Source organism: Synechococcus sp. CCY9202 (assembly GCF_034931685.1).
Classification (GTDB): Bacteria; Cyanobacteriota; Cyanobacteriia; order PCC-6307; family Cyanobiaceae; genus CBW1002.
The window spans coordinates 42,299-62,504 of sequence record NZ_JAYGID010000019.1 but is presented as its reverse complement, the minus strand read 5'-3'; the positions used below and the strand labels follow the sequence as shown (position 1 = coordinate 62,504).

The window sequence follows — 20,206 nt, the reverse complement described above, 5'->3', positions numbered from 1 at the left end:
GTGGCGGGCGCCGGCACGGGAGCCGGCTGGCTCGGCCCTGCCGCGCCACGCGCGCGCTGAATGCGCTCCTCGGCCTGGCGCACCAGCGCAATCATCCGCCCGTAGCTCTGCTGGGCCGTGGCGCCGAAGGAGAACAGGCCGTGCTGGAGCAGCACCATGCCCTCCAGCTCGATGGACTGCTCAGCCGCGGCGGCCGCGGCCTCCTCATAGGCCCGGGCGGCGGCGAGGGCCAGATCGAAGCCGGGCATCACGTAGGGCACCAGGGCCACCCGGGAGCCGTACAGCTCCCGGCAGAGGGCCGCCGCATCCGGCTGATCCGCCAGGGCCAGCAGGGCGGTGGCGTGGGTGTGGTCGACGAACTTGTGGGGCAGAAACGCATGCAGCAGCGCCTCCACCGAGGGGTTGGGGGCCGCCGGATCGATCAGGTTGCGGCGCTGGGCGGCCACCATGTCTTCGTCGCTGAGGGCCTTCAGGGCCCGCAGGGCCTGCAGCGGCTCCAGCCGCACGGCCGGGTGCCCCGGTGGCTCGATCGTGGCCAGATCCCAGCCGGATCCCTTGACGCACAGCACCGGGATCGACTCCCCCAGCAGGCCGGTGCAGCGGGTCTTCACCGAGGTGTTGCCGCCACCGTGCAGCACCAGCTCCGGATCGGCGCCCAGCAGGCGGGCCGAGTAGGTGCGCAGGGCCAGGTCTTCGCTGACGCCCCCGGCGCCATAGCGGGCGACCGCCGCGGCCGCATCGGCATCCGACCAGCGGTTGAGCACGGGCATGGGCGGCGGCCTGGGGGCACAGGGGACGGACCGAGGCTACGGATCGGAGATCCCATCACCCAGTCGGAGTGGGAAAGGCCGCAGAGCCAGGTCGATCCTCAGATCCGCAGGCATTCGTCGTTGGCTGGGATATCCATCCACTCGGGCAGGCAGTCCAGATCCGCCGGCTTTGGATAGGTCCAGCCTGGGGGAGAAGTGGGATTGACGCAGGCCTCTCCAATGGCCAGGAAGCCCTCCGGGCAGGCACCCTGATCATCAGGCGACACCACCTGCGCCCGACTCGGCAGGCCACCCGCCAGGAAGAGAAACACAGCGGCGGCAGTCACCGCCCCAGTGGAAGCGACTCTGACGCTGGAGGCCTCGACAGACAGGTGAACAGCGCGAGAGTCACGTGGGTCGGCAAAAGCCACGGCAGCCCATTTCTCCGGCACGGCCTCAGGCTAGGCAGCCCAGGGCCTCCCGGACATCAGGCTGCTCGCGGTGCTGCACCGCACGATCTTGCGTGGCAGGCTTGGATTCGGCCACGATCGGCTCCCCGTGCCCCTTCCCACGCCTCCGGTGCCGTCAGAACGGCGCATCCGCCGGGAAGCGCTACTCACAGGCATCACGATCTTCTCGGTGGCCGCCGCGGCCCTCACGGTCACCTATCGGGTCGCCACCCGCACGATGCAGAACCAGCTGCGGGAGCATCTGCGCAGCCTCGCCAGCATCGCCGCCGCCGAGATCGACACCAAGGCCATCGCCCAGCTGCAGCGGGCCGATCAGCTCGGCAGCCCGCTCTACCAACAGGTGAGCCAGCCCCTGATCCAACTGCGCTCGGAGGTGCCGGAGATCTACTACGCCTACACCCTTCGGCCCTCCTCCGAGGGCCTGCGCTTCGGCGTGGACACCTCGTACTACGTGAAAAACCATGGCGACAACACGGACGTCGCCAAGCTCGGCGAGCTGTACACCGACGCACCCCCAGCGGCCAAGCGGGCGCTCCAGCAGGGAACAACTCAGGTGAGCCAGACCCCCTACACCGACAGGTGGGGCACCTTCCTGAGCAGCTACGCACCGTTCCGCAATGCAAGCGGCCAGGTGATCGGCCTGGTTGGCCTCGATCTGTCCACGACTCAGATCGAGGAAAAGGTGCTGCCGCTGCGGATCACCCTGATCCTCGCTCTTGTCGGCAGCGGCGGCCTGGCCTTTCTGGCGGGCTTCGATGCCTATCGATCCTTGAAGGCCCGAGCCCAGGCCCTGCTGGAACAGACCGAGGCACGCCAGCTGGCGGAGGCCGCCGCTGCCGCTGCCGACCTGGCCAACCAGGCCAAGACCGACTTCATCGCCACCCTCAGCCACGAAATCCGCACGCCCCTCAACGGCGTGCTGGGCATGACCGATCTGGTCCTGGCCAGCGAGCTCACCGATCACCAGCGGGAGTGCCTCGACACGGTGAAAAGCAGCGGCAAGACCCTGCTCAGTGTGCTCAACGACATCCTCGATTTCTCCAAGATCGAGGCCGGCCGGCTCGAGCTTGAGGAGCAGCCCTGTGCTCTGCGCCCCCTGATCGAAGACGTGCTCGATCTCTATGCCCCCCAGGTACGGGAAAAGCGGATCGAACTTGTGCTGTTGCTGGCCCCGGAAGTACCCAGCGTCATCCTCACCGACCCCACCCGCCTGCGCCAGATCCTGATGAACCTGGTGGGCAATGCCACCAAATTCACAGAGCGGGGAGAGATCGTGGTGGAGGTGACCAGCCATGGATCCCTGCCTGAGGACCATTGCAAACTCGAGATCACCGTGCGCGACACCGGTGTCGGGATTCCTGCCGATCGCATCGCCCGCCTGTTTCAGGCCTTTTCCCAGGCCGACGCCTCCACCACGCGCATTCATGGCGGTACCGGCCTTGGCCTGGTGATCTGCCGGAGACTGGCCCGCGCCCTCGGTGGAGACATCAGCGTGACGAGCACCGAGGGAGAAGGCAGTGTCTTTTCTCTGACGTTCCGAACCCAGGCCATCCCGCTCAGTGATCCTCTCCCCCAGGCAAGGCTCTTGGAGAAGCGCGGCGTTCTGATCGCGATGGCCAACCCCACCAATCAGCGCCTGCTGGAAAGCCACTGCCGCCTCCTCGGGATGGTGCCCCACGCAGCCTCAACGGCAGGCGAGGTCCTGGGCCAGCTGGAGAAACAGACGATCGAGGCTGTGGTGCTGGACACAGCCCTGCCCGGAGAGGGAATCAGCACCCTGGTGACGACGCTGAGGGAGCGATCGGACCGGCAGCCTCGGCCCGTGATCGTGATCCGCTGGGTGGGGGAGGAGGTGGATGGGAGCAACGTCCAGGCCGTGCTGAGCAAGCCGGTCAAACCGGTCGCCCTGGGGCAGATTCTGATGCGATCGCTGGAACCACCCCCAACAGACGGCGACGGCGCCGCCGTGGCGAGCGGCCCGTCTCCTGACCAGCCGGTTCGGGGCACGATGGCGGAGAGCCACCCCCTGCGGGTGCTGGTGGCGGACGACAATGCCGTCAACCGGCGGGTCTGCGAACTGGTGCTGCGCCGCCTTGGCTACACCCCCAGCTTCGCCGTCGACGGGGAAGAAGCGGTGACCATGCAGGCCACCGAGCAGCCGGATCTGATCCTGATGGATCTGCACATGCCGCGGCTCGATGGCCTGGAGGCAACACGGCGGATCCGCTCCAGCAGTGGCGATCCGATTCATCCCTGGATCCTGGCGGTCACGGCCGATGTCGCCCCCAGCACCTGCCGCGCCGCCCTCACTGACGGCATCAACGACTTTCTCAGTAAACCGATTGAAACGGACGCTCTGGTCGCCGCCATCCACCATGCCTATGCGGTTCTGCATCCAGGACTCGATCAGGCCCGGATCGATCAGGCATAGAGGGTCCGCAAACCTGCTTCGCTGGCGGGAGCCACACCGCGCTCGGTGATCAGGCCCGTCACCAGCCGGGCCGGCGTCACATCGAAAGCGGGATTGAAACCGGCGCTGCCATCGGGGGTGAGCTGCACCGTGACCGCTTCTGCAGCGACGCGGCCCTGGATGGACGTCACTTCAGCGGCCGAGCGCGCCTCGATCGGGATCTCCGCCACGCCATCGGCCAGGGTCCAGTCGATCGTGGAGGCCGGCAGGGCCACATAGAAGGGGACGCCGTTGTCGTGGGCGGCGAGGGCCTTGAGATAGGTGCCGATCTTGTTGCACACGTCGCCGCGGCGCGTGGTGCGGTCGGTGCCCACGATCACGACATCCACCTGGCCGTGCTGCATCAGGTGTCCACCGGCGTTGTCGACGATCACGGTGTGGGGCACGCCCTCCTTGCCGAGCTCGAAGGCGGTGAGGCTGGCGCCCTGGTTGCGCGGGCGGGTCTCATCCACCCACACATGCACGGCCAGGCCAGCCCGGTGGGCCTTGTAGATCGGCGCCAGGGCCGTGCCCCAGTCGACCGTGGCCAGCCAGCCGGCGTTGCAGTGGGTGAGCACATTCAGAGGCTGGCCCTGCCGCTCAGCCGGCCGGGCCAGCGCCAGCCCCTGCAGGATCTTCAGCCCGTGGGCTCCGATCGCCTCGCACATGGCCACATCCTCTTCCGCGATCGCCGCGGCCTCCTCCCTGGCGACCGCGGCCCGCTCGGTCTCCGGCAGTGGAGCCACACGATCCCGCACCCGCTCCAGGGCCCAGCGCAGGTTGATGGCCGTCGGACGGGTGGCGTTGAGCTGCTCGAACGCCACCGCCAGCGCCCCATCGCTCGGATCTGCCTGCAGGGCCAGCATCAGGCCATAGGCGCCCGTCACACCGATCAGCGGCGCGCCACGCACCACCATCGTGGCGATGGCCTCGGCGGCCTGCTCGACGGTGGAGAGCGAGCGGGTCTCGAACTGGTGGGGCAGCCGCGTCTGATCGATCACACCGATCGAGCGACCACCCGGCTCCAGCCAGACGGTGCGCCAGGCCTTGCCGTCGATGTTCATGGGAGTGGGCGCCGAGGAAGCGGCGATGGGTTGAGGCCCCGATCATCGCGGCCGGCGCGAACGACAATGGGCAACCTCAGCAGCTCTGCCTAGCTTGCGAACAGGACGGGCGCAGCGGGGGATCACGATGATCGAGACGATCGAAGGTCTGCCGGAGGGCACCCTGGGTTTCGCCTTCAGCGGCCAGATCAGTGGCCACGACTACGACACGGTGCTCGTCCCCGCCATGGAGCGGGCCATCGAAGAGCACGACCGCATCAAGACCCTGCTGCGCTTCGGGCCGGCCTTCGAGGGCTATGACCTCGCCGCCGCCTGGGACGACACCCTGCTCGGCCTGCGCCACTGGCGCGGCTTCGAGCGGATCGCGGTGGTGAGCGATGTGCCCTGGCTGCGCACCACCATCCGGGCCATCGGCGCCCTGATGCCCTGCCCGATCCGCAACTTCCCGACGGAGCAGGAGCAGGAGGCCCGGATCTGGCTGGGCGAGTCGCTCGGCAGCATCCATCTCGATGAACACAACGGTGTGATTCAAGTGCGCCTGATCGGCAGGCTGGAGCCCAGTGCCTACGACCACATCGACGCAGACATCGCCGCCCTGTTCAGCCGGGTGACGCCGGTGAAACTGCTGCTCGATCTGCGCGACTTCGACGGCTGGTCGGGCCTGGCCGCCCTCGGTGAGCATCTGTCGCTGATCCGGGAGCATCGCAGCGCCCCGCGCCGGGTGGCCGTGGTGGGCCAGCAGAACTGGCAGAAACTGGTGCAGAAGCTGCTGTCGCGCTTCACGTCGGCGGAGACACGCTTTTTTGACGTGGCCCACAGCGCCCAGGCGGAACTGTGGCTCCAGGGCAATGGGGAGTCAGTGCGCGAGGCCGGGATCAGGCAGCTGCACGACGCCTGATCCCGGCCAGCCGGCGCAGAAACGCTCGCTTCTTCACGATCCTGAGATCGCGGTGGCGTTGGGCTGGGGGTAGAGGGTCTTCGTGGGCTGACCATGGCACCAAAAAATGCACTTGCAGCCCTGTCACTCCATCATGTCTCCCCTCATCCTCTGACCCAACCCATCCCACCGATCACACCTGAACCATGCCGCAGCGCATTCCCTTGAGCACCGCCTGGAGCCGGTTGTGCACGTTGAGGGTCTGCAGCAAGCGCTTGGTGTAGGTGCGGGCGGTTTCATCACTCACCACCAGTCGCTTGGCGATCTCCCGATCGCTGAGGCCACTGGCGAGCAGGTCGAGAACTTCATACTCACGCGGCGTGAGTCTGGGACAGCTCAGGTAGGGAAGAATGCCCGTCCGCAGGGAGGGGCTGCGGTAGGAGTGCCCGCCCAGCACCGCCATCACGGCGGCCTGAAGCGGTTGCTGATCATCCACGAAATCCGCCTCGGCGACCACGGCTTCCAGCCATGGTGCTTCGATGCACTCGGCAGGAATAGCATCCCCCAGCGCCAGGATCACGGCATGAAGTTTCGGATGAAGCTGGCGGGCCTGACGCACCAGATCGAAACCATTGCCACTTTCCAGATAATCGGTGATGAACTGGCGGTCACAGGGGACTGATGGAGGAGGCGACTGCACAACCAGTGCCGTCATCGTTCAGCCAGCCAGGAGCCGGGGCTGCTGGGTCCTGACGAGGCCCGCGCCCTACAGAAAACCGGTGGTGGCAACGCGATCCGGAACGACAGACAAAACGACAGGCAAGTGGAGAACAGCCCAAGCAACGAACTCAATTCCTCTCCCCATGTTGATCCTGAAGATTCTCAGGATCAACACATTGCAGCTCAGTATGTCGACGATCTGGTGAGCCAGGCCCTGATGCACCGGGCGACAAGGCATCCTTACCTCACAGCCCTCTCGGCGGGAACGCTGCCTGACCTGAGATTTGCTCTGGGTGATTTTGCCCGGCATTACTACGGCTACTCGGCCCACTTCCCCCGTTATCTGACGGCGCTGATTTCACGACTGGAGAACCCGGACCACCGCAATCCCCTGCTGGCCAACCTCCTTCAGGAATCGGGCCACTATGAGCCTGAGGAGCTCGCGGGATTGCACCGCTGCGGCATTGAAGCCGACTGGATCGTGGGGGTCCCGCACCCCGAACTATTCCAGCGTTTCCGGCAGGCTCTGGGGATGATTGGCACTGATCCCAGCATCGATCACGTTTATGTGGTCGCTTGGAGAGATCTTCTGCTCAGCCTGTTGAGCAGCGGGTCTCCAGCCGAAGCCCTGGGCGCCCTGGGTCTGGGTAGCGAAAGCATCGTGCCGGCGATCTACCAGCCCTTCCTGGATGCAATCGGCCGATTGGGCACGCTTGAGCCCCGTGACACTGTGTTCTTCCCGCTGCGTACAGCGATCCACGATCAGCGCCAGGCCAGGATCAACGCCATCGCCATCGAGTTTGCCATGACCCCAGGCGGCCAGGCCGACCTGTCCAAGGGCATGCACATGGCCCTCGCCCTGCGGAATTCGTTCTGGGACTGGCTGTACGAGCGTGTTCTTCGGGGTGGTGGCGGGCCTGTGTAGCCCGACTCCATGGCCCCTCGGACTGCAACCGAGGGGCCAGATCCAGGCCGCGGCTTCAGCCGCGCCAGGTGGGCACGCCACTGCCCACAAGGGTGCCGCGGTTGCGCCAGAGGGCTGCCGGGGTCACTTCAACGCCGTGCTCGGCTGCCAGGCGTGCTGCCGCCTCGGTGGAGTCGGTGGAGCGCAGGTCGTTAGCGAAGGCTGGGTCGTGTTGCAGCAGATCCTTCAGGTGGTGCAGGGCATCCGCCGCGGGAACCGCCGGAGCCGGGGTCGATCGATCGCAGGTGGCCATGGGGCCTCCATCTCAGAGTGATACCAGCCTAGGAGTGCTGATTCAAGATGCCCATCGCAGCGCGGGGCAGCGGGTAGTTCGTTACCAGCGCACAACCCCGTTGGCCCGGCCCGCCCTCTGGCCGAAGAGTCTCAGCAACTTGCCGCCAGAGACTTCGTCGACTAGAGACCCGGTGATCAGATCATCGATGGCCATGCTTCGCGATCCAGAGAGCCCTGGAGCAGGGCCGCCACATCAGCATCCACCTGAGCCAGACGTTCCAGCACCAGGTTCAGATCCAGGGCGGTGAGGTCGCCATCGGCTTCCCACTTCAGACAGGTGCGCCCCAGACAGCTGCTGGTGTTGATCGTCATGGTGGGTTCTGCCATGGCGGGCTTCCTGGCTCTCGTTGGCTCCAGTTTCGGCAAGCAGGCCAGGCTGCGATGCCCCCAACAGGGGACAATCTCCGAAGCTTGGGGACGCGGCTGGCCAGGCAGGGTGCGGTCGGGGCCCTGTCGACAAGACTGTGACCATGCACTCTGCTGTGCCGATGGACCTGTTCGAACAGAACTGGAGCACCTACCGGGCCGTGGTGCAGCACGATCTGATGGGACACGCTGACCTCACCGCAGCGACCGCACTGGCCCTGCGCTCCTGGCTTGAGGCACGTGCCCCCGGCACCCGGCCGCCCCTTGCCGTGGATCTGGGCTGCGGCGATCTGAGCGCACTCGCGCCTGTCTGGCGGCAACTCCCCCTGGGGGGCTACGAGGGGATCGATCTCACCGCCCAGGTCTTACCCCTGGCCCGCCAGGCCCTGGGAGCCGTTCCCTATCCCAGCCGCTGGCAGGCGGCCGATCTGCGTGTCTGGGCAGCCAGCAACGACGAACCCGTGGATCTGATCCACACGGCCTTTGCGCTCCACCATCTCTCAGACAGCGAAAAAGCGGAGTTTCTGCGCCAGGCCCGCCAGCGCCTCGCCCCCGGCGGACTCTTTCTCTGGGCTGATGTCTTCCGCGATCCAGGCGAATCCCGTCAGGACTACCTGGGGCGTTACAGACACCGGATCCACAGCCAATGGTCGGTGTTGCCCGCCGAGGCCCGCACCCAGGTGATCGACCACATCGATCAGCTGGACCACCCAGCCGATCGTGCCGTGATCGTGCGACAGGCCGAAGCAGCAGGCTGGCGCTGGACCTGGCTCTGGAACGGCCCACAGCGGGCTGAAGGACTGGCCCAGCTGGAGCCGATCTGAAGCCTGGGGCTCAGCTGTGCTCCCGCAGAAAACCGATCGTGCCGCTCAACTCATCGGCGAAGCGGTCGATCTCCTCGGGAGTGGTGGTGAAACTGAGGCTGGCCCGGGCTGAACCGGGAATGCCATACAGGCGATGCAGCGGCTGGGTGCAGTGATGGCCGCTGCGGATGCAGATGCCGGCAGAATCAAGCAGGGCCGCGATGTCATTGGCATGCAGGCCATCGACGGTGAAGGCGGCCAGCGCCCCCCGATCAGGCTGCTGCTCCGGGGTGGGTCCGAGGATCCGCACCCCTTCGATCGCCTGCAGGCGCTGGAACAACTGGCGGGTGAGCCGCTGCTCCCAGGCGTGGATGCGCTCCAGCCCCAGGCCCTGGAGGTAATCCAGAGCGGCACCCATGCCGATCGCCTCACCGATGGCGGGGGTGCCGGCTTCAAACTTATGGGGCAGCTCCGCCCAGGTGCTGTGGTCGAGGTAGACGTCCTGAATCATTTCGCCGCCCCCCAGAAAGGGAGGTATGGCCTCGAGCAACTCCTCGCGCGCCCAGAGGAAGCCCATGCCGGTGGGGCCGCAGAGCTTGTGGGACGAGCCCACCAGGAAATCGCAGCCCAGCTGGGCCACATTCACGGGTAGGTGGGGCAGGCTCTGGCAGGCATCCACCAGCAGCAGCGCACCGGCGGCGTGGGCCAGGGGGGCGACCTCCGCGACCGGGTTGAGGCAACCGAGGGTGTTGCTGACCTGAACCAGGCTGACCAGGCGGGTGCGCTCGTTGATCTGGCGGCGCAGGTCGGCGAGGTCCAGCTCGCCCGTTTCGGTGAGGCCCACATGGCGGAGCACGCACCCGGTGCGGGCCGCCAGGAGCTGCCAGGGAACCAGGTTGCTGTGGTGCTCCATCACCGAGAGCAGCACTTCATCGCCGGAGCGCAGGTTGGCCTCACCCCAGGAGCGCGCCACCAGGTTGATGGCCTCGCTGGCGTTGCGGGTGTAGACGATCTCGCGGGCACTGGCCGCCCCCACGAAGGCAGCCACCTTGCCACGGGCTCCTTCAAAACCTTCGGTGGCTCGCGCACTCAGCTGATGGGCGCCCCGGTGCACATTGGCGTTGTCGTGGGAGTAGTAGTGCTGCAGAGCCTCCAGCACCTGGCGGGGCTTCTGGCTGGTGGCGGCATGATCGAGATAGATCAGGGGCTCGCCGAGGCAGGCCGTCTGGGCGAGCAGCGGGAAATCAGGACGGGTGAGGCTGGCCAGGTCTTCATAGGACTGTGGCGCCGCGGCGGAATCCTGAGGCTCCGGCGGTGTGGAGATGGATGGGGCGGTGTCACGCGCCGCCGGCGAGACGGCAGCGTCGGGCGTCAGCAGAGCATCAGCAGCTGGGGTCATCAGCTCAGGCCTCCCCCAGCAGACGATCGATCGGGCGCCAGGCGGCGGCGATGGCCGGCAGCTCCCGCAGCACCTCCTCACAGAAGGCCCGTTGCAGCAGACGGGCCGCCTGGTCGGCCGCGATGCCACGGCTCTGCAGATAGAACAGTTCGTCCTGCTGCAGGCGACTCACGGTGGCGCCATGGGCACAGCGCACGTCGTCCGCCACGATCTCGAGCTCGGGCTTGGTGTCGATGCGCGCCCGATCGGACAGCAGCAGATTGCGGCTGATCTGGGAGGCATTGGTGCGCTGCGCCTGGCGAGGCACCCGCACGGCTCCGTTGAACACGCTACGGGCCTGGCCATCGGCCACGGCTTTGTGGACCTGCTCAAGCTGGCCGTCGGGTCCTGAAAAGGTCACCTGGCTGTGGGTGTCTGCGATCTGGCGATCGATCACCCGTTGCAGGCCCCGCAGGCTGGTGTGGGCCGCACCATCGCGCTGGTTCACCCGCGGCTCGAGGCGCAGCAGGCCCCAACCGGCACAGCCGCTCACGACGCTGAGGTCACTGCCACTCTCCTGCACGTAGGCGCACTGAGCCACCAGCGACGCCTGGGCATGTCCCTGAGCCAGCAGCCCATGACGCAGACGGGCGCCACGACCCAGATGGGCTTCCAGCACCAGGCTGGTGGCGCTGGCACCACTGGCGGTATGCACCTGCAGCAGTTCCAGTTCGGCCCCGTCCTCCAGCAGCAGCAACACCCTCAGGGGCAGCAGCCCATCGCTGGCGCCAGCGGGAAGCAGCAGCTCCAGTGGCGATGCCACGACCCCGGAAACGCGGAGAGCCAGCACCTGCTGGGCTGCCGCCTGGTTGAGCTGGGTCAGCCAGTGGTGGGCGCAACCGGTCGCCTCAAGCACCGCGCCGAGGCGCTGATGCAGTTCTGCCCCGGCGATCGGTTCGAGCCCCGCGGGCAGCGCCACCCCATCCAGAGGGTCGGCGCTGCCATCCAAACGGAGGCACAGATGAGCCGACGCCGTGCCAGCAGCCTGCTCAGGCCGCAGCAATCGCGGTGAGGTGGCCGCCAACAGGGCCGGATCGGTGAAGCGCCAGTTTTCCTGGCGGCGATGGGGGGCAGGAAGCTCCGACAGTGCCGCACGGGCCTGCTCCTGCAACGGTGCCAGCGGACCGGTCGCAGAGGGCAGAGAGGCGATGAGATCACCCGTCCAGGCCTCGAGGGTCGAGGAGGAGCGCACGGCCGTGGATGGCATGGAAACAGGCAACGTCACCATCAGCCCACCTCCACCGGTGTACGCCCCTGGGCTGCGGCCTCAAGGACCGCCAGCTCCTGATCGACCCAGTCGTATCCCCTCTCCTCAAGTTCAAGGGCAAGCTCCTTGCCACCGGTACGAAGGATGCGGCCCGCGGCCATGACGTGCACATAATCGGGAGTGATCACATCCAGCAAGCGCTGGTAATGGGTGATCAGCAGGGTGGCGTTCTCGGCCGTGGCGAGATGGTTCACACCACCAGCCACAATCCGCAGGGCGTCGATGTCGAGGCCGGAATCGGTTTCATCGAGGATCGCCACCAGTGGATCGAGCAGGGCCATCTGCAGGATCTCGTTGCGCTTCTTCTCGCCACCGCTGAAGCCCTCATTCACGGAACGCTCCAGAAAGGCTGGATCCATCTGGACCACGGCCAGCTTGTCGCGCACGACATCCTCAAAGGCAAAGGTATCGAGCTCCTCGTCGCCCATCTCCAGCCGGCGGGCATTGGTCGCCACCCGCAGGAACTCGAGGTTGCTCACCCCGGGAATCTCAATCGGGTACTGAAACCCAAGAAACAGACCGATTCTGGCCCGCTGCTCCGGAGGCAGATCCAGCAGATTCTCGCCCCTGTAACGCACCGTGCCCGCGGTGACCTGATAGGCGGGATGGCCGGCCAGCACCTTGGACAGGGTGCTCTTACCACTGCCGTTGCGACCCATCACCGCATGGATCTCGCCGGCACGAATGGTGAGGTTCACGCCCTTGAGGATCGCCTTGTGCTCGACGCAGGCATGGAGATCACAGATCTCAAGCAGAATGGGGGCGTCGGAACGGATCACAGCAACAGGGAAGGCAGAGGGAAGACAGAAAGGAGAAAATGTTATCTAGGGATGACAGCAGCTGAAGGAGATCAACCCACCGATCCTTCGAGTTTCAGGGCGAGGAGCTTGTCGGCTTCCGCCGCGAACTCCATCGGCAGCTGGTTGAACACATCACGACAGAAGCCGCTCACCATCATCGACACCGCCTCTTCAAAACCGATCCCACGGCTCTGGAGATAGAAGAGCTGGTCTTCCGAGATGCGGCAGGTGCTGGCTTCATGCTCGATCGCGGCATCAGGTTGCTGCGATCGGATGTAGGGGTAGGTGTTGGCGGCGGCCTGATCGCCGATCAGCATCGAATCGCACTGGCTATAGTTCTTGGCCCCCACAGCCTTGGGACCCACCTGCACAAGACCGCGATAGCTGTTGGAGGAGTGCCCGGCACTGATGCCCTTGCTGACAATCGTGGAGCGGGTGCGGGGCCCAACATGAATCATCTTGGTGCCAGTGTCGGCCTGCTGACAGTTGTTGGTCAGGGCGACGGAATAAAACTCGCCCACTGAATCAGCACCCTGAAGCACACAACTGGGGTATTTCCAGGTGATCGCTGAGCCTGTTTCCACCTGGGTCCAGCTGATCTTGCTGCGCGCACCACGGCACTGGCCGCGCTTGGTGACGAAGTTATAGATCCCACCTTTGCCATTCTCATCACCGGCATACCAGTTCTGCACGGTGGAATACTTGATCGCAGCATCCTCCAAAGTGACCAGCTCCACAACCGCGGCGTGCAGCTGATTGGTGTCAAACATCGGCGCCGTGCAGCCCTCGAGGTAGCTCACCGAAGCCCCCTCTTCCGCCACGATCAAGGTGCGCTCGAACTGGCCGGTGTCGCCGGAATTGATGCGGAAATAGGTGGAGAGCTCCATTGGGCACTCCACCCCCTTGGGGATGAACACGAACGAGCCATCGCTGAACACCGCTGAGTTCAGGGCCGCGAAGTAGTTGTCGTTGCTGGGCACCACCGTGCCGAGGTACTGCTCGATCAGTTCGGGGAATTCCTTGACCGCCTCGCTGATCGAGCAGAAGATCACACCATGCTCGGCCAGCTTCTCGCGGTAGGTGGTGGCGATCGAGACACTGTCGAACACCGCATCGACGGCCACATTCGAAAGCCGTTTCTGCTCGCTCAAGGGGATGCCAAGCTTGTCGAAGGTTTCGAGAAGCTTGGGATCCACCTCATCCAGGCTGGCCTTTTTCTCCTGCTGCCGTGGTGCCGCGTAATAGATGATGTCCTGGTAGTCGATCGGCGAGAAACCCAGTGCTGCCCAGTCGGGAGAAGCCATCTCCAGCCACTGCCGGTAGGCGCGCAGACGAAACTGCAGCAGGAAGTCTGGCTCCTGTTTTTTGGCCGAAATCAGGCGCACCACATCTTCACTGAGCCCCTTGGGGATCTTGTCGGTCTCGATATCGGTGACGAAGCCGTACTTATACGGCTGCGAAACCAGATCCCCAACGGTGGCGGTGCTGCTCATGGATGGATGCGGCGGACGGGAGTTCAGTAGTGATCAGCCGGCGGTATGACTGCGAATCTCTTCGATGCTGATCGTCTGGCTGTCGCCGCGGAAGGGGTTGTCCTCGGTGAGGAACAGCATGCAGTGGCACTCCTTGCGCTCGCGCATCGGCACGCAGGGGCAGTTCCAGAAAGCCTGGGAGACCTCCGCCTGCTTGTCCTCGTAGTGACGGCAAGGGCAGAGCGCACCGCCCAGATCATCCTTGTGGCGGGCCAGACCCTCCAGCACCACGGCCGTCACCCCCGGATCGCTGCAGAAATAGGTCCCCGTGCGCTGGGCATAGGTTTCCGCGAACTTGCGGATCACCTCAAGGCTCTCAGCGGAGGGGGCGGCAGCGGCGTCGGACATGAAGCAGGAGGTAGAGGGCACCCAGCCCAGGACGGATCACTCAGATACGAAACCATCTGGTTTCGTATCTGCCCGAGCCTAGGGCAGGGGTCCGAGCCTTGGGGTGAAGGTTCATTGTGACCCCACGACTGCCGCGGCGCGCCCCCCATCCACCTGTCGTGCGTGGCATGGTGTGACGGTCAGTGGCGAGCCATGACCGCCCCAGCCCCGGTATCCAACCAGGCCAGCACCCGCGAGGCGGCGCTCACGCTGTTGCTGCGCCATGGACATGCCACTGCCGCGACCCTGGCCCAGAAGCTGGCGGTCTCCGTTCAGGTGATGCGCCGCCATCTGCGCAGCCTGGAGGAGGAAGGCCTGGTCGTTTCCAGTCCCTCGCAGGATGGCCCTGGCCGTCCCTGCAATCACTGGAGCCTCACCGCCAGCGGCCATAACCAGTTCCCGAACGGCAGTGAGCAGTTCACCCTCAGCCTGCTGAGCTCGATGGCCAGCAGCCTGCCGCCCGATACCATCAAAGATCTGCTCAACCGCCAGGCGATCGACAAGGCCGGCGATTACCAGCTCCAGATCGGTGTTGGCAGCCTGCCGCAGCGCCTGGATCGCCTGGTGGAACTGAGGCGGCGTGAGGGCTACGTGGCCGAGTGCGTGGCGGACGACGACAGCTGGGTCTTCAGCGAATACCACTGTTCGGTGATGCGGATCGCCGAACAGTTCCCCTGCGTCTGTGATCAGGAGTTGCAGATGATCCGTCACACCTTTCCCGATTGCAGCGTCGAGCGGGTGCACTGGCGCCTGGCGGAGGGTCATTCCTGTGGCTTCCGCCTCACCCCCAGGCCTGATCCGAGCGATGTGGCGGCCGCCTCAGCCAATCCCTGAGCCGTGAGCCCAACGGATCCCGCGCCCCGCGGCCCGCTCCTGATCGAGGAGCTCGAGGCGATCGAAACCACCCTGCTGCCGGCGCTCGACCGCCATCACCTCCGCCTGCTGGCCCACGGCCTGCGGACGTTCCAGTCCATTGCCGGCGCGCAGCACGGCCCCCTGCCGAGACCCGAACAGGTGCAGCTCTGGGTCTGGAGTCAGCCGCTGCTTGCCGCCGATGCTGACTTCGCCGAAGCGTTCCTGGACCAGTTGGGGCAACTGGGGCAGCAATTGGAGGACCTGGCCCGCCAGAGAGCCTGCACGCCGCTGGCGCTGACCCTGGAGGATCTGATCCGCTGGAGCTGCGAGCAGGCCACGGCTCGCCTGTCGACAGATGCGCCGCAGACTGACCCGCCGCAGACAGATGCGCGACCGCCTGCGGGCTGAGCGCCTTGCCATCATCGCTGCAGCAACCCGAGGTCCCGTGAGCGGATCGATCAGCGACGCCATCAGCTTCTTCCGCCTCAGCTGCGGCCGCTGGCGGTCACAGCGCAGCAGCCACCACCTGCTCCATCGCCGCGCCGAAGCGGGCGGCTCCTACATCGAGGTGGTGGAACTCTCCGCCACTGACCCCCTGCTGGTGGCGGTGGCGACCCTGCACGGCCAGGATCCGAACGGGCTGGCGGGCGGCTGTCGGGTGCGCTGGAGCGGGTCGATGGCCTGGGACAAGGCCGGGGAAGCCCATGAAGGCGAGAGTGTCTTCGGGCTGATTCCGACCGACGAGAAGGGCAGGACCGGCCTGCTGCTGCGCGATCGTGGCTATGCCGAAACGGCCCCGGTGGCCGGGCATTTCCAGATGGACGATCGCGACGGACTGCTGCTCAGCACGGACTACGAAACCATGAGCAGCCTGGAGCGGTTCAGCTTCGCGGGGCCCGATGTGCGGCTGCGCACCAGCACCGTCGAGGGACTCTCCAACACCGCGTCCTTCTGCGTGGAGACCCGGGTGCTTGAGGCGACCGCCGGGCCCACCCCAGCTGAAGCGCCGGAGGACGGACGCCTGCTCTCTCCACTGGGCTGGTGAAGTCTGGGCTGGTGAAGTCTGGGCTGGTGAACCCGGTGTCGAACGTTACGGACTGTGAGCCCTGCCAGGGGGCGATGAGTCGTGACGGGGCCGCACTTCTACGATCCCCGAGACGGATGCCTGAGCACGAGTGGCCCTTCCTCTCCTGAAGTACGCACCCACGACGCAGAACTCCCGCGTGGATGCCCTCCGGGTGGGTTCAGACGAGGATCCCAAGGCCGTGTCCATGGACAAGGCCATGGATCGCGAAGACCAGAACTTCGTGATTGAGGCCGCCTATCGGCAGATCTTCTTCCACGCTTTCAAGGTGGACCGCGACCGCACCCTTGAGAGCCAGTTGCGCGATGGCCAGATCACGGTGCGTGATTTCATCCGCTCCCTGTGCCTGTCGGACACCTTCACCCGCAGCTTTTACAACCTCAACAGCAACTACCGCGTGGCTCGCCACCTGGTGGAAAAGCTGCTGGGTCGCCAGACCTACGGCAAATCCGAGGAAATCGCCTGGTCGGCCGTGCTGATGACCCGTGGGGTCCGGGGGATGGTGGATGACATCCTCGACAGCCAGGAATACCTGGACAACTTCGGCTACGACACGGTTCCTTACCACCGCAACCGCGTGGTTGGTTCGCGCAGCGTCGGCGAAACCCCCTTCAACATCACCTCACCCCGCTACGAGGCCTACCACCGCGGCATTCTGGGCTTCCCCCAGATCGTCTACACCGGTACCGCCAAGGCCTACCCCGAGCGTGCCCGCCAACGCCGTGGCGGTTTCCCCGAGGATTACCTCCCCTGGGTGCGGACGCTGCCTGCCATGCGCACCCGTGGCGCCGCCGCCGGCAACACCGGCATGGATTATCTCTCCAAGGTCCCCTATCGCAGCATCGGTCGCTGAGGTTTCACAGCTTCAGCGCCACTGGGTCATCCGGATCAGAAGGCGGTGCTTCGGCACCGCTTTTTTGTTGGTCCTGCCCCTGGTCAGTGGATCCTGACCCCTCAGGGCCAGTCCGGCAAATCGCGGAGAAAGTGCTTCAAACTGTTTCTCAAACGTACCCGGATGCTGTGAGCCAGTCTCTGACCACTTTGGCGCGACTGACCCTGAGACAGCTCCGTCAGGTGGCCAGCGATCTGGGGGTCAGCCTCTACAGCCGTAAATCCAAGGAGGAGCTGCTCAACGCGATCAGCTCGCGCCATGAAGAGGGCAGCCTGTCCTTGCAGGCGATTGAAGCCGAGATGAAACCGGCTCCACAGCCGGATGCAGAGACCCGCGTGGTCTTCCTGCCGCGTGATCCCCAATGGGCCTACGTGTTCTGGGAGATCTCGGAAGCCGACCTGGCTCACGCCCTTCAGGCCGGTGCCAGCCAGCTCTGTCTGCGGGTCGCGGATGTGACCGGCCTGGCTGGAGGCTCAGCCCATCCCCACACCCTGCAGGAAGTGGTGGTCGACAGCCATGCCACCGAGTGGTACCTACCGGTGCCGCTCAGTGATCGTGATTACCGGGTGGAGCTCGGGTACCGCAAAGGCAGCTCCGGCGGATGGATCTCTCTGGCCTTCTCCTCGGTGGCCCGGGTTCCCGCCTTGCATCCGAGTGAGCAGATCCTCGATCAGTTCGTTCCCTTCACCCTCGAAGCAGCTCCCACTTCGCTGCCGACACCCGTGGAGAGCAGCGATTCCGGCCTGCACGAGAGGCTTTATCAGACGGCTACAGCTCGTTGGCGCAAACTGGGCCGTGGCTCCGAAGCCTTCCATGAGCTCCAGGAGAGCGGCAGCGAACACCAGGGACAGCACGCCTCAGGCGCGGGCATCTGGGCCAGCGGACGCCAGTCCTCCGGCGCAGGCGGGGTAGCCCCCCGGCAGCGTTCGTTCTGGCTGGTCGCAGACGCTGAGCTGATCGTCTATGGCGCCACCGATCCAGCCGCCCGCCTCACCATCGGCGGCGAGGAAGTACCCCTCTCCGCCGATGGCACCTTCCGGGTGCAGGTGCCCTTCCGCGACGGCCAGCAGGTCTATCCGATCGAGGCCGTGGCCGCAGATGGGGAGCAGAAACGCAACATCACCCTCGACTTCCGCCGGTTGACCCCGGAAGACAACAGCAATCCGTCCAGCCAGGCCGCCCCCGAGTGGTTCTGACACCAGCCGTGTCCTCCCCGATGACCTCCTCTTCCCCCCGCCGCGGCCTGCGCATTTTCGTGGCCATCACGCCCGTGCTGGGTGCGGTCAGCTTCGCCTTGCTGATTCCCCTGCTGATCGTGCACGTGAGCCTTCAGGCAGCGGTTGGAGCCGCTGTGGCCATTGGCTGCCTCTGGTTCGCTCTGATGCTGCGCACCTCCGAAATGCCCGGGCACTGAGTCCCAAGCAGCACAGCAACCCTGCTGTTGACCGACCCGGGGAACGCTGAAGCCAGCGTCTTCCCTGTATGGCCCACCTGGTCCCACCGCCCTCCGTCCACCCTCAACCCAGGTGCGCCGGCCATCAGGTGAGGTCCCTTCTGTTGGTTGGGGGCCTGGGCCTGCTGCTGGCAAGCTGCAGCTCCACCGCCCGCCTGCAGGGCCAGCCTCCGCCCCGCCTGCCCCTGCCAGCTGGCATCGATGTGGGCTTCAACCACCGCGCCGCCGGCCACTACCGCAGCCCGATCGACGGCCGCTGGCGACAGGGCGACGACCTCGAAGCGATGCTGCTGAGCGCCATTGAGGAGGCCCGCAGCGAGATCGCTGTGGCCGTGCAGGAGCTGTCCCTGCCGAAGGTGGCCGCGGCCCTGGCCCGCAAACACCAGAGGGGCGTGAGGGTCAGGCTGGTGCTTGAAAACACCTACAGCACCCCCTGGAGCGAGCAGCATCCTGTCGATCTGGTCCCCCATCTGCGCCATCGACAGGCCCAGCTGAAGGCGCTGGGCTGGGGCGATGCCCTGCTGATCCTGCAGCGTGCCGGAGTCCCGATGCTGGACGACACCGCCGACGGCAGCGCCGGCAGCGGCCTGATGCACCACAAATTCCTGGTGGTCGATGGCCGGGTGGTGATGACCGGCTCGGCCAACTTCACCCCATCCGGCATCCACGGCGACCCGGACGATCGACGCACCCGCGGCAACGTCAACCATCTGCTGCGCTTCGAGAGCAGGGAGCTGGCGGCCGTGTTCCTGGCGGAATTCGAACGTCTGTGGGGGGACGGCCCCGGCGGCCAGGCCGACAGCCGATTCGGGATCGGCAAGGGGGGCGGTGCCCCACAGCGGGTGATCGTGCAGGGCACACCGGTGCAGGTGCTGTTTGCGCCCCATCGCCGCAGCGATCCCGACAACGGCCTGATCTGGCTGGGCCAGCTTCTCGCCCAGGCCCAGCGGCGCATCGATCTGGCCCTGTTCGTGTTTTCGGCCCAGAACCTCACGAACGTGCTGGCGCAGCAGCATCAGAACGGTGTGGCCATGCGGGTGCTGGCCGACCCCGGCTTCGCCAATCGCTCCTTCAGCGAGGTGCTCGATCTGCTGGGGGTGGCCCTGCCGGATCGGCGCTGCAAGATCGAGGCTGGCAATCGTCAGTGGACGGAACCGCTGGCAGGCGTAGGCATCCCCCAGCTGGCCGGGGGCGACAAACTGCACCACAAGATCGCCGTGATCGATGGGAAACGGGTGATCAGCGGCAGCTTCAACTGGAGTCCATCCGCCGCCCACCAGAACGACGAAACCCTGCTGGTGATCGACTCGCCTGTCCTGGCCCGCCACTTCACCCAGGAGATCGATCGCCTCTGGAGCGGCGCCGAGCTGGGAATCACGGCCGGGCTGGAGCGACGTATCGAGCGGCTGCGGCGCACGTGCGGTCAAGGGCACGCGACTACGATCCCAGAAGACCGCGAAGAGCCGGAGCCGTAGTGGAGCAGCCAGCGACCTCCAACAGAAGCGCCACTGATCCCAACCCGTCAGCCACCATTGATGCGATCAATCTGATGCTGCGGGATCTCCACACCCGGCATGATGAGATCCGCCATAGAGCCGCCTTCCGCGGGTGTACCAAGGAACTGCTGGCCCTGCAGCAGGAGTTGGTCGACTATCTGCTGGCGCGAAAGACCGGTCTTAGCGGCGGCACCACGCACAAACCCCACGACGGTCTCAATTACAACTCCTTCACCTGAACCGCCC

Annotated in this window: 22 protein-coding genes and 1 pseudogene; 12 read left to right on the top strand and 11 right to left on the bottom strand. The window is 65.8% G+C overall.

Going from position 1 to position 20,206, the window contains the following annotated elements; all coding sequences use genetic code 11:
- Together VB777_RS02280 and VB777_RS02275 are read right to left on the bottom strand one after the other, a co-directional pair.
- Positions 1 to 770, bottom strand: a 770-nt coding sequence (locus tag VB777_RS02280) for a class II aldolase/adducin family protein (RefSeq protein ID WP_323246823.1), incomplete at its 3' end; no start/stop codon positions are given.
- A 98-nt stretch (positions 771 to 868) separates the two neighbouring features.
- Positions 869 to 1,096 (bottom strand): hypothetical protein, encoded by a 228-nt coding sequence (locus tag VB777_RS02275; protein ID WP_323246821.1) that lies wholly within the window; start codon positions 1,094 to 1,096, stop codon positions 869 to 871.
- A gap of 211 nt (positions 1,097 to 1,307) precedes the next feature.
- Here VB777_RS02275 and VB777_RS02270 point away from each other — a divergent pair, with 211 nt between their 5' ends.
- Positions 1,308 to 3,650 carry a response regulator gene (locus VB777_RS02270; protein WP_323246819.1) on the top strand — a complete coding sequence of 781 codons (2,343 nt, stop codon included), beginning with the start codon at positions 1,308 to 1,310 and terminating at the stop codon, positions 3,648 to 3,650.
- On the opposite strand, the gene mtnA is transcribed toward VB777_RS02270, so the two are convergent.
- Positions 3,641 to 4,732: an S-methyl-5-thioribose-1-phosphate isomerase gene (gene mtnA, locus VB777_RS02265; RefSeq protein ID WP_323246817.1), complete on the bottom strand. Its 1,092-nt coding sequence runs from the start codon at positions 4,730 to 4,732 to the stop codon at positions 3,641 to 3,643. The two genes, VB777_RS02270 and mtnA, sit on opposite strands and share 10 nt — an antisense overlap.
- Positions 4,733 to 4,859: 127 nt before the next feature.
- On the opposite strand from mtnA, the gene VB777_RS02260 reads away from it, so the two are divergent.
- Positions 4,860 to 5,630 carry an STAS/SEC14 domain-containing protein gene (locus VB777_RS02260; RefSeq protein WP_322758296.1) on the top strand — a complete coding sequence of 257 codons (771 nt, stop codon included), beginning with the start codon at positions 4,860 to 4,862 and terminating at the stop codon, positions 5,628 to 5,630.
- A gap of 172 nt (positions 5,631 to 5,802) precedes the next feature.
- Here the strand turns inward: VB777_RS02260 and VB777_RS02255 are convergent.
- Positions 5,803 to 6,264: pseudogene (locus VB777_RS02255) on the bottom strand (response regulator transcription factor); the annotation flags it as partial.
- A gap of 267 nt (positions 6,265 to 6,531) precedes the next feature.
- Between VB777_RS02255 and VB777_RS02250 the strand changes: the two are divergent.
- Positions 6,532 to 7,254, top strand: coding sequence for an iron-containing redox enzyme family protein (locus VB777_RS02250; RefSeq protein WP_323246813.1), 723 nt, complete (start codon positions 6,532 to 6,534; stop codon positions 7,252 to 7,254).
- A gap of 55 nt (positions 7,255 to 7,309) precedes the next feature.
- On the opposite strand, the gene VB777_RS02245 is transcribed toward VB777_RS02250, so the two are convergent.
- Together VB777_RS02245 and VB777_RS02240 are read right to left on the bottom strand one after the other, a co-directional pair.
- Entirely contained in the window at positions 7,310 to 7,546 is a 237-nt protein-coding gene (locus VB777_RS02245) for a Nif11-like leader peptide family natural product precursor (protein WP_323246811.1), read from the bottom strand.
- 176 nt (positions 7,547 to 7,722) lie between these two features.
- Positions 7,723 to 7,914 carry a hypothetical protein gene (locus VB777_RS02240; RefSeq protein WP_323246809.1) on the bottom strand — a complete coding sequence of 64 codons (192 nt, stop codon included), beginning with the start codon at positions 7,912 to 7,914 and terminating at the stop codon, positions 7,723 to 7,725.
- Positions 7,915 to 8,057: 143 nt separating this feature from the next.
- On the opposite strand from VB777_RS02240, the gene VB777_RS02235 reads away from it, so the two are divergent.
- Entirely contained in the window at positions 8,058 to 8,777 is a 720-nt protein-coding gene (locus VB777_RS02235; protein ID WP_323246807.1) for a class I SAM-dependent methyltransferase, read from the top strand.
- Between the two features lie 10 nt (positions 8,778 to 8,787).
- On the opposite strand, the gene VB777_RS02230 is transcribed toward VB777_RS02235, so the two are convergent.
- The 5 genes from VB777_RS02230 to VB777_RS02210 form a co-directional block, all read right to left on the bottom strand.
- On the bottom strand, positions 8,788 to 10,155 hold the full coding sequence (locus VB777_RS02230) for a SufS family cysteine desulfurase (RefSeq protein ID WP_323246805.1): 1,368 nt from the start codon (positions 10,153 to 10,155) through the stop codon (positions 8,788 to 8,790).
- Positions 10,156 to 10,159: 4 nt separating this feature from the next.
- Entirely contained in the window at positions 10,160 to 11,401 is a 1,242-nt protein-coding gene (sufD, locus tag VB777_RS02225) for a Fe-S cluster assembly protein SufD (RefSeq protein ID WP_323246803.1), read from the bottom strand.
- A 20-nt stretch (positions 11,402 to 11,421) separates the two neighbouring features.
- Positions 11,422 to 12,240, bottom strand: coding sequence for a Fe-S cluster assembly ATPase SufC (gene sufC, locus VB777_RS02220; protein WP_323246801.1), 819 nt, complete (start codon positions 12,238 to 12,240; stop codon positions 11,422 to 11,424).
- A 71-nt stretch (positions 12,241 to 12,311) separates the two neighbouring features.
- Positions 12,312 to 13,754: a Fe-S cluster assembly protein SufB gene (gene sufB / locus VB777_RS02215; protein WP_323246799.1), complete on the bottom strand. Its 1,443-nt coding sequence runs from the start codon at positions 13,752 to 13,754 to the stop codon at positions 12,312 to 12,314.
- 33 nt (positions 13,755 to 13,787) lie between these two features.
- Entirely contained in the window at positions 13,788 to 14,141 is a 354-nt protein-coding gene (locus VB777_RS02210) for a ferredoxin-thioredoxin reductase catalytic domain-containing protein (RefSeq protein ID WP_323246827.1), read from the bottom strand.
- 192 nt (positions 14,142 to 14,333) lie between these two features.
- Between VB777_RS02210 and sufR the strand changes: the two genes are divergently transcribed.
- The 8 genes from sufR (at position 14,334) to VB777_RS02170 (ending at position 20,199) form a co-directional block, all read left to right on the top strand.
- Positions 14,334 to 15,014 (top strand): iron-sulfur cluster biosynthesis transcriptional regulator SufR, encoded by a 681-nt coding sequence (sufR, locus tag VB777_RS02205; RefSeq protein ID WP_322758289.1) that lies wholly within the window; start codon positions 14,334 to 14,336, stop codon positions 15,012 to 15,014.
- A gap of 3 nt (positions 15,015 to 15,017) precedes the next feature.
- Complete coding sequence (locus VB777_RS02200) at positions 15,018 to 15,443, top strand: hypothetical protein (RefSeq protein ID WP_231598203.1); 426 nt, start codon at positions 15,018 to 15,020, stop codon at positions 15,441 to 15,443.
- A 37-nt stretch (positions 15,444 to 15,480) separates the two neighbouring features.
- Entirely contained in the window at positions 15,481 to 16,080 is a 600-nt protein-coding gene (locus tag VB777_RS02195) for a phycobiliprotein lyase (protein WP_197159071.1), read from the top strand.
- A 130-nt stretch (positions 16,081 to 16,210) separates the two neighbouring features.
- Positions 16,211 to 16,972, top strand: coding sequence for a phycobilisome rod-core linker polypeptide (locus VB777_RS02190; RefSeq protein ID WP_323246796.1), 762 nt, complete (start codon positions 16,211 to 16,213; stop codon positions 16,970 to 16,972).
- Positions 16,973 to 17,139: 167 nt separating this feature from the next.
- The gene (locus VB777_RS02185) at positions 17,140 to 18,207 is read left to right on the top strand and encodes a DUF4912 domain-containing protein (protein ID WP_323246794.1); all 1,068 of its coding nucleotides are present in this window, start codon (positions 17,140 to 17,142) and stop codon (positions 18,205 to 18,207) included.
- Positions 18,208 to 18,227: 20 nt separating this feature from the next.
- Complete coding sequence (locus VB777_RS02180) at positions 18,228 to 18,425, top strand: hypothetical protein (RefSeq protein WP_323246792.1); 198 nt, start codon at positions 18,228 to 18,230, stop codon at positions 18,423 to 18,425.
- Between the two features lie 128 nt (positions 18,426 to 18,553).
- Positions 18,554 to 19,939 carry a phospholipase D-like domain-containing protein gene (locus tag VB777_RS02175; protein WP_323246790.1) on the top strand — a complete coding sequence of 462 codons (1,386 nt, stop codon included), beginning with the start codon at positions 18,554 to 18,556 and terminating at the stop codon, positions 19,937 to 19,939.
- On the top strand, positions 19,939 to 20,199 hold the full coding sequence (locus VB777_RS02170) for a hypothetical protein (RefSeq protein WP_322758286.1): 261 nt from the start codon (positions 19,939 to 19,941) through the stop codon (positions 20,197 to 20,199). Before VB777_RS02175 ends, VB777_RS02170 begins: the two co-directional genes overlap by 1 nt.
- Positions 20,200 to 20,206: the final 7 nt, after the last annotated feature.

What these genes read in the sequence shown, in the direction of transcription:
- mtnA (WP_323246817.1), bottom strand. Translation starts at nt 4,732, where the DNA reads ATGAACATCGACGGCAAGGCCTGGCGCACCGTCTGGCTGGAGCCGGGT.
- VB777_RS02260 (WP_322758296.1), top strand. Translation starts at nt 4,860, where the DNA reads ATGATCGAGACGATCGAAGGTCTGCCGGAGGGCACCCTGGGTTTCGCC.
- VB777_RS02245 (WP_323246811.1), bottom strand. Translation starts at nt 7,546, where the DNA reads ATGGCCACCTGCGATCGATCGACCCCGGCTCCGGCGGTTCCCGCGGCG.
- VB777_RS02240 (WP_323246809.1), bottom strand. Translation starts at nt 7,914, where the DNA reads ATGGCAGAACCCACCATGACGATCAACACCAGCAGCTGTCTGGGGCGC.
- VB777_RS02235 (WP_323246807.1), top strand. Translation starts at nt 8,058, where the DNA reads ATGCACTCTGCTGTGCCGATGGACCTGTTCGAACAGAACTGGAGCACC.
- VB777_RS02230 (WP_323246805.1), bottom strand. Translation starts at nt 10,155, where the DNA reads ATGACCCCAGCTGCTGATGCTCTGCTGACGCCCGACGCTGCCGTCTCG.
- sufD (WP_323246803.1), bottom strand. Translation starts at nt 11,401, where the DNA reads ATGCCATCCACGGCCGTGCGCTCCTCCTCGACCCTCGAGGCCTGGACG.
- sufB (WP_323246799.1), bottom strand. Translation starts at nt 13,754, where the DNA reads ATGAGCAGCACCGCCACCGTTGGGGATCTGGTTTCGCAGCCGTATAAG.
- VB777_RS02210 (WP_323246827.1), bottom strand. Translation starts at nt 14,141, where the DNA reads ATGTCCGACGCCGCTGCCGCCCCCTCCGCTGAGAGCCTTGAGGTGATC.
- sufR (WP_322758289.1), top strand. Translation starts at nt 14,334, where the DNA reads ATGACCGCCCCAGCCCCGGTATCCAACCAGGCCAGCACCCGCGAGGCG.
- VB777_RS02180 (WP_323246792.1), top strand. Translation starts at nt 18,228, where the DNA reads ATGACCTCCTCTTCCCCCCGCCGCGGCCTGCGCATTTTCGTGGCCATC.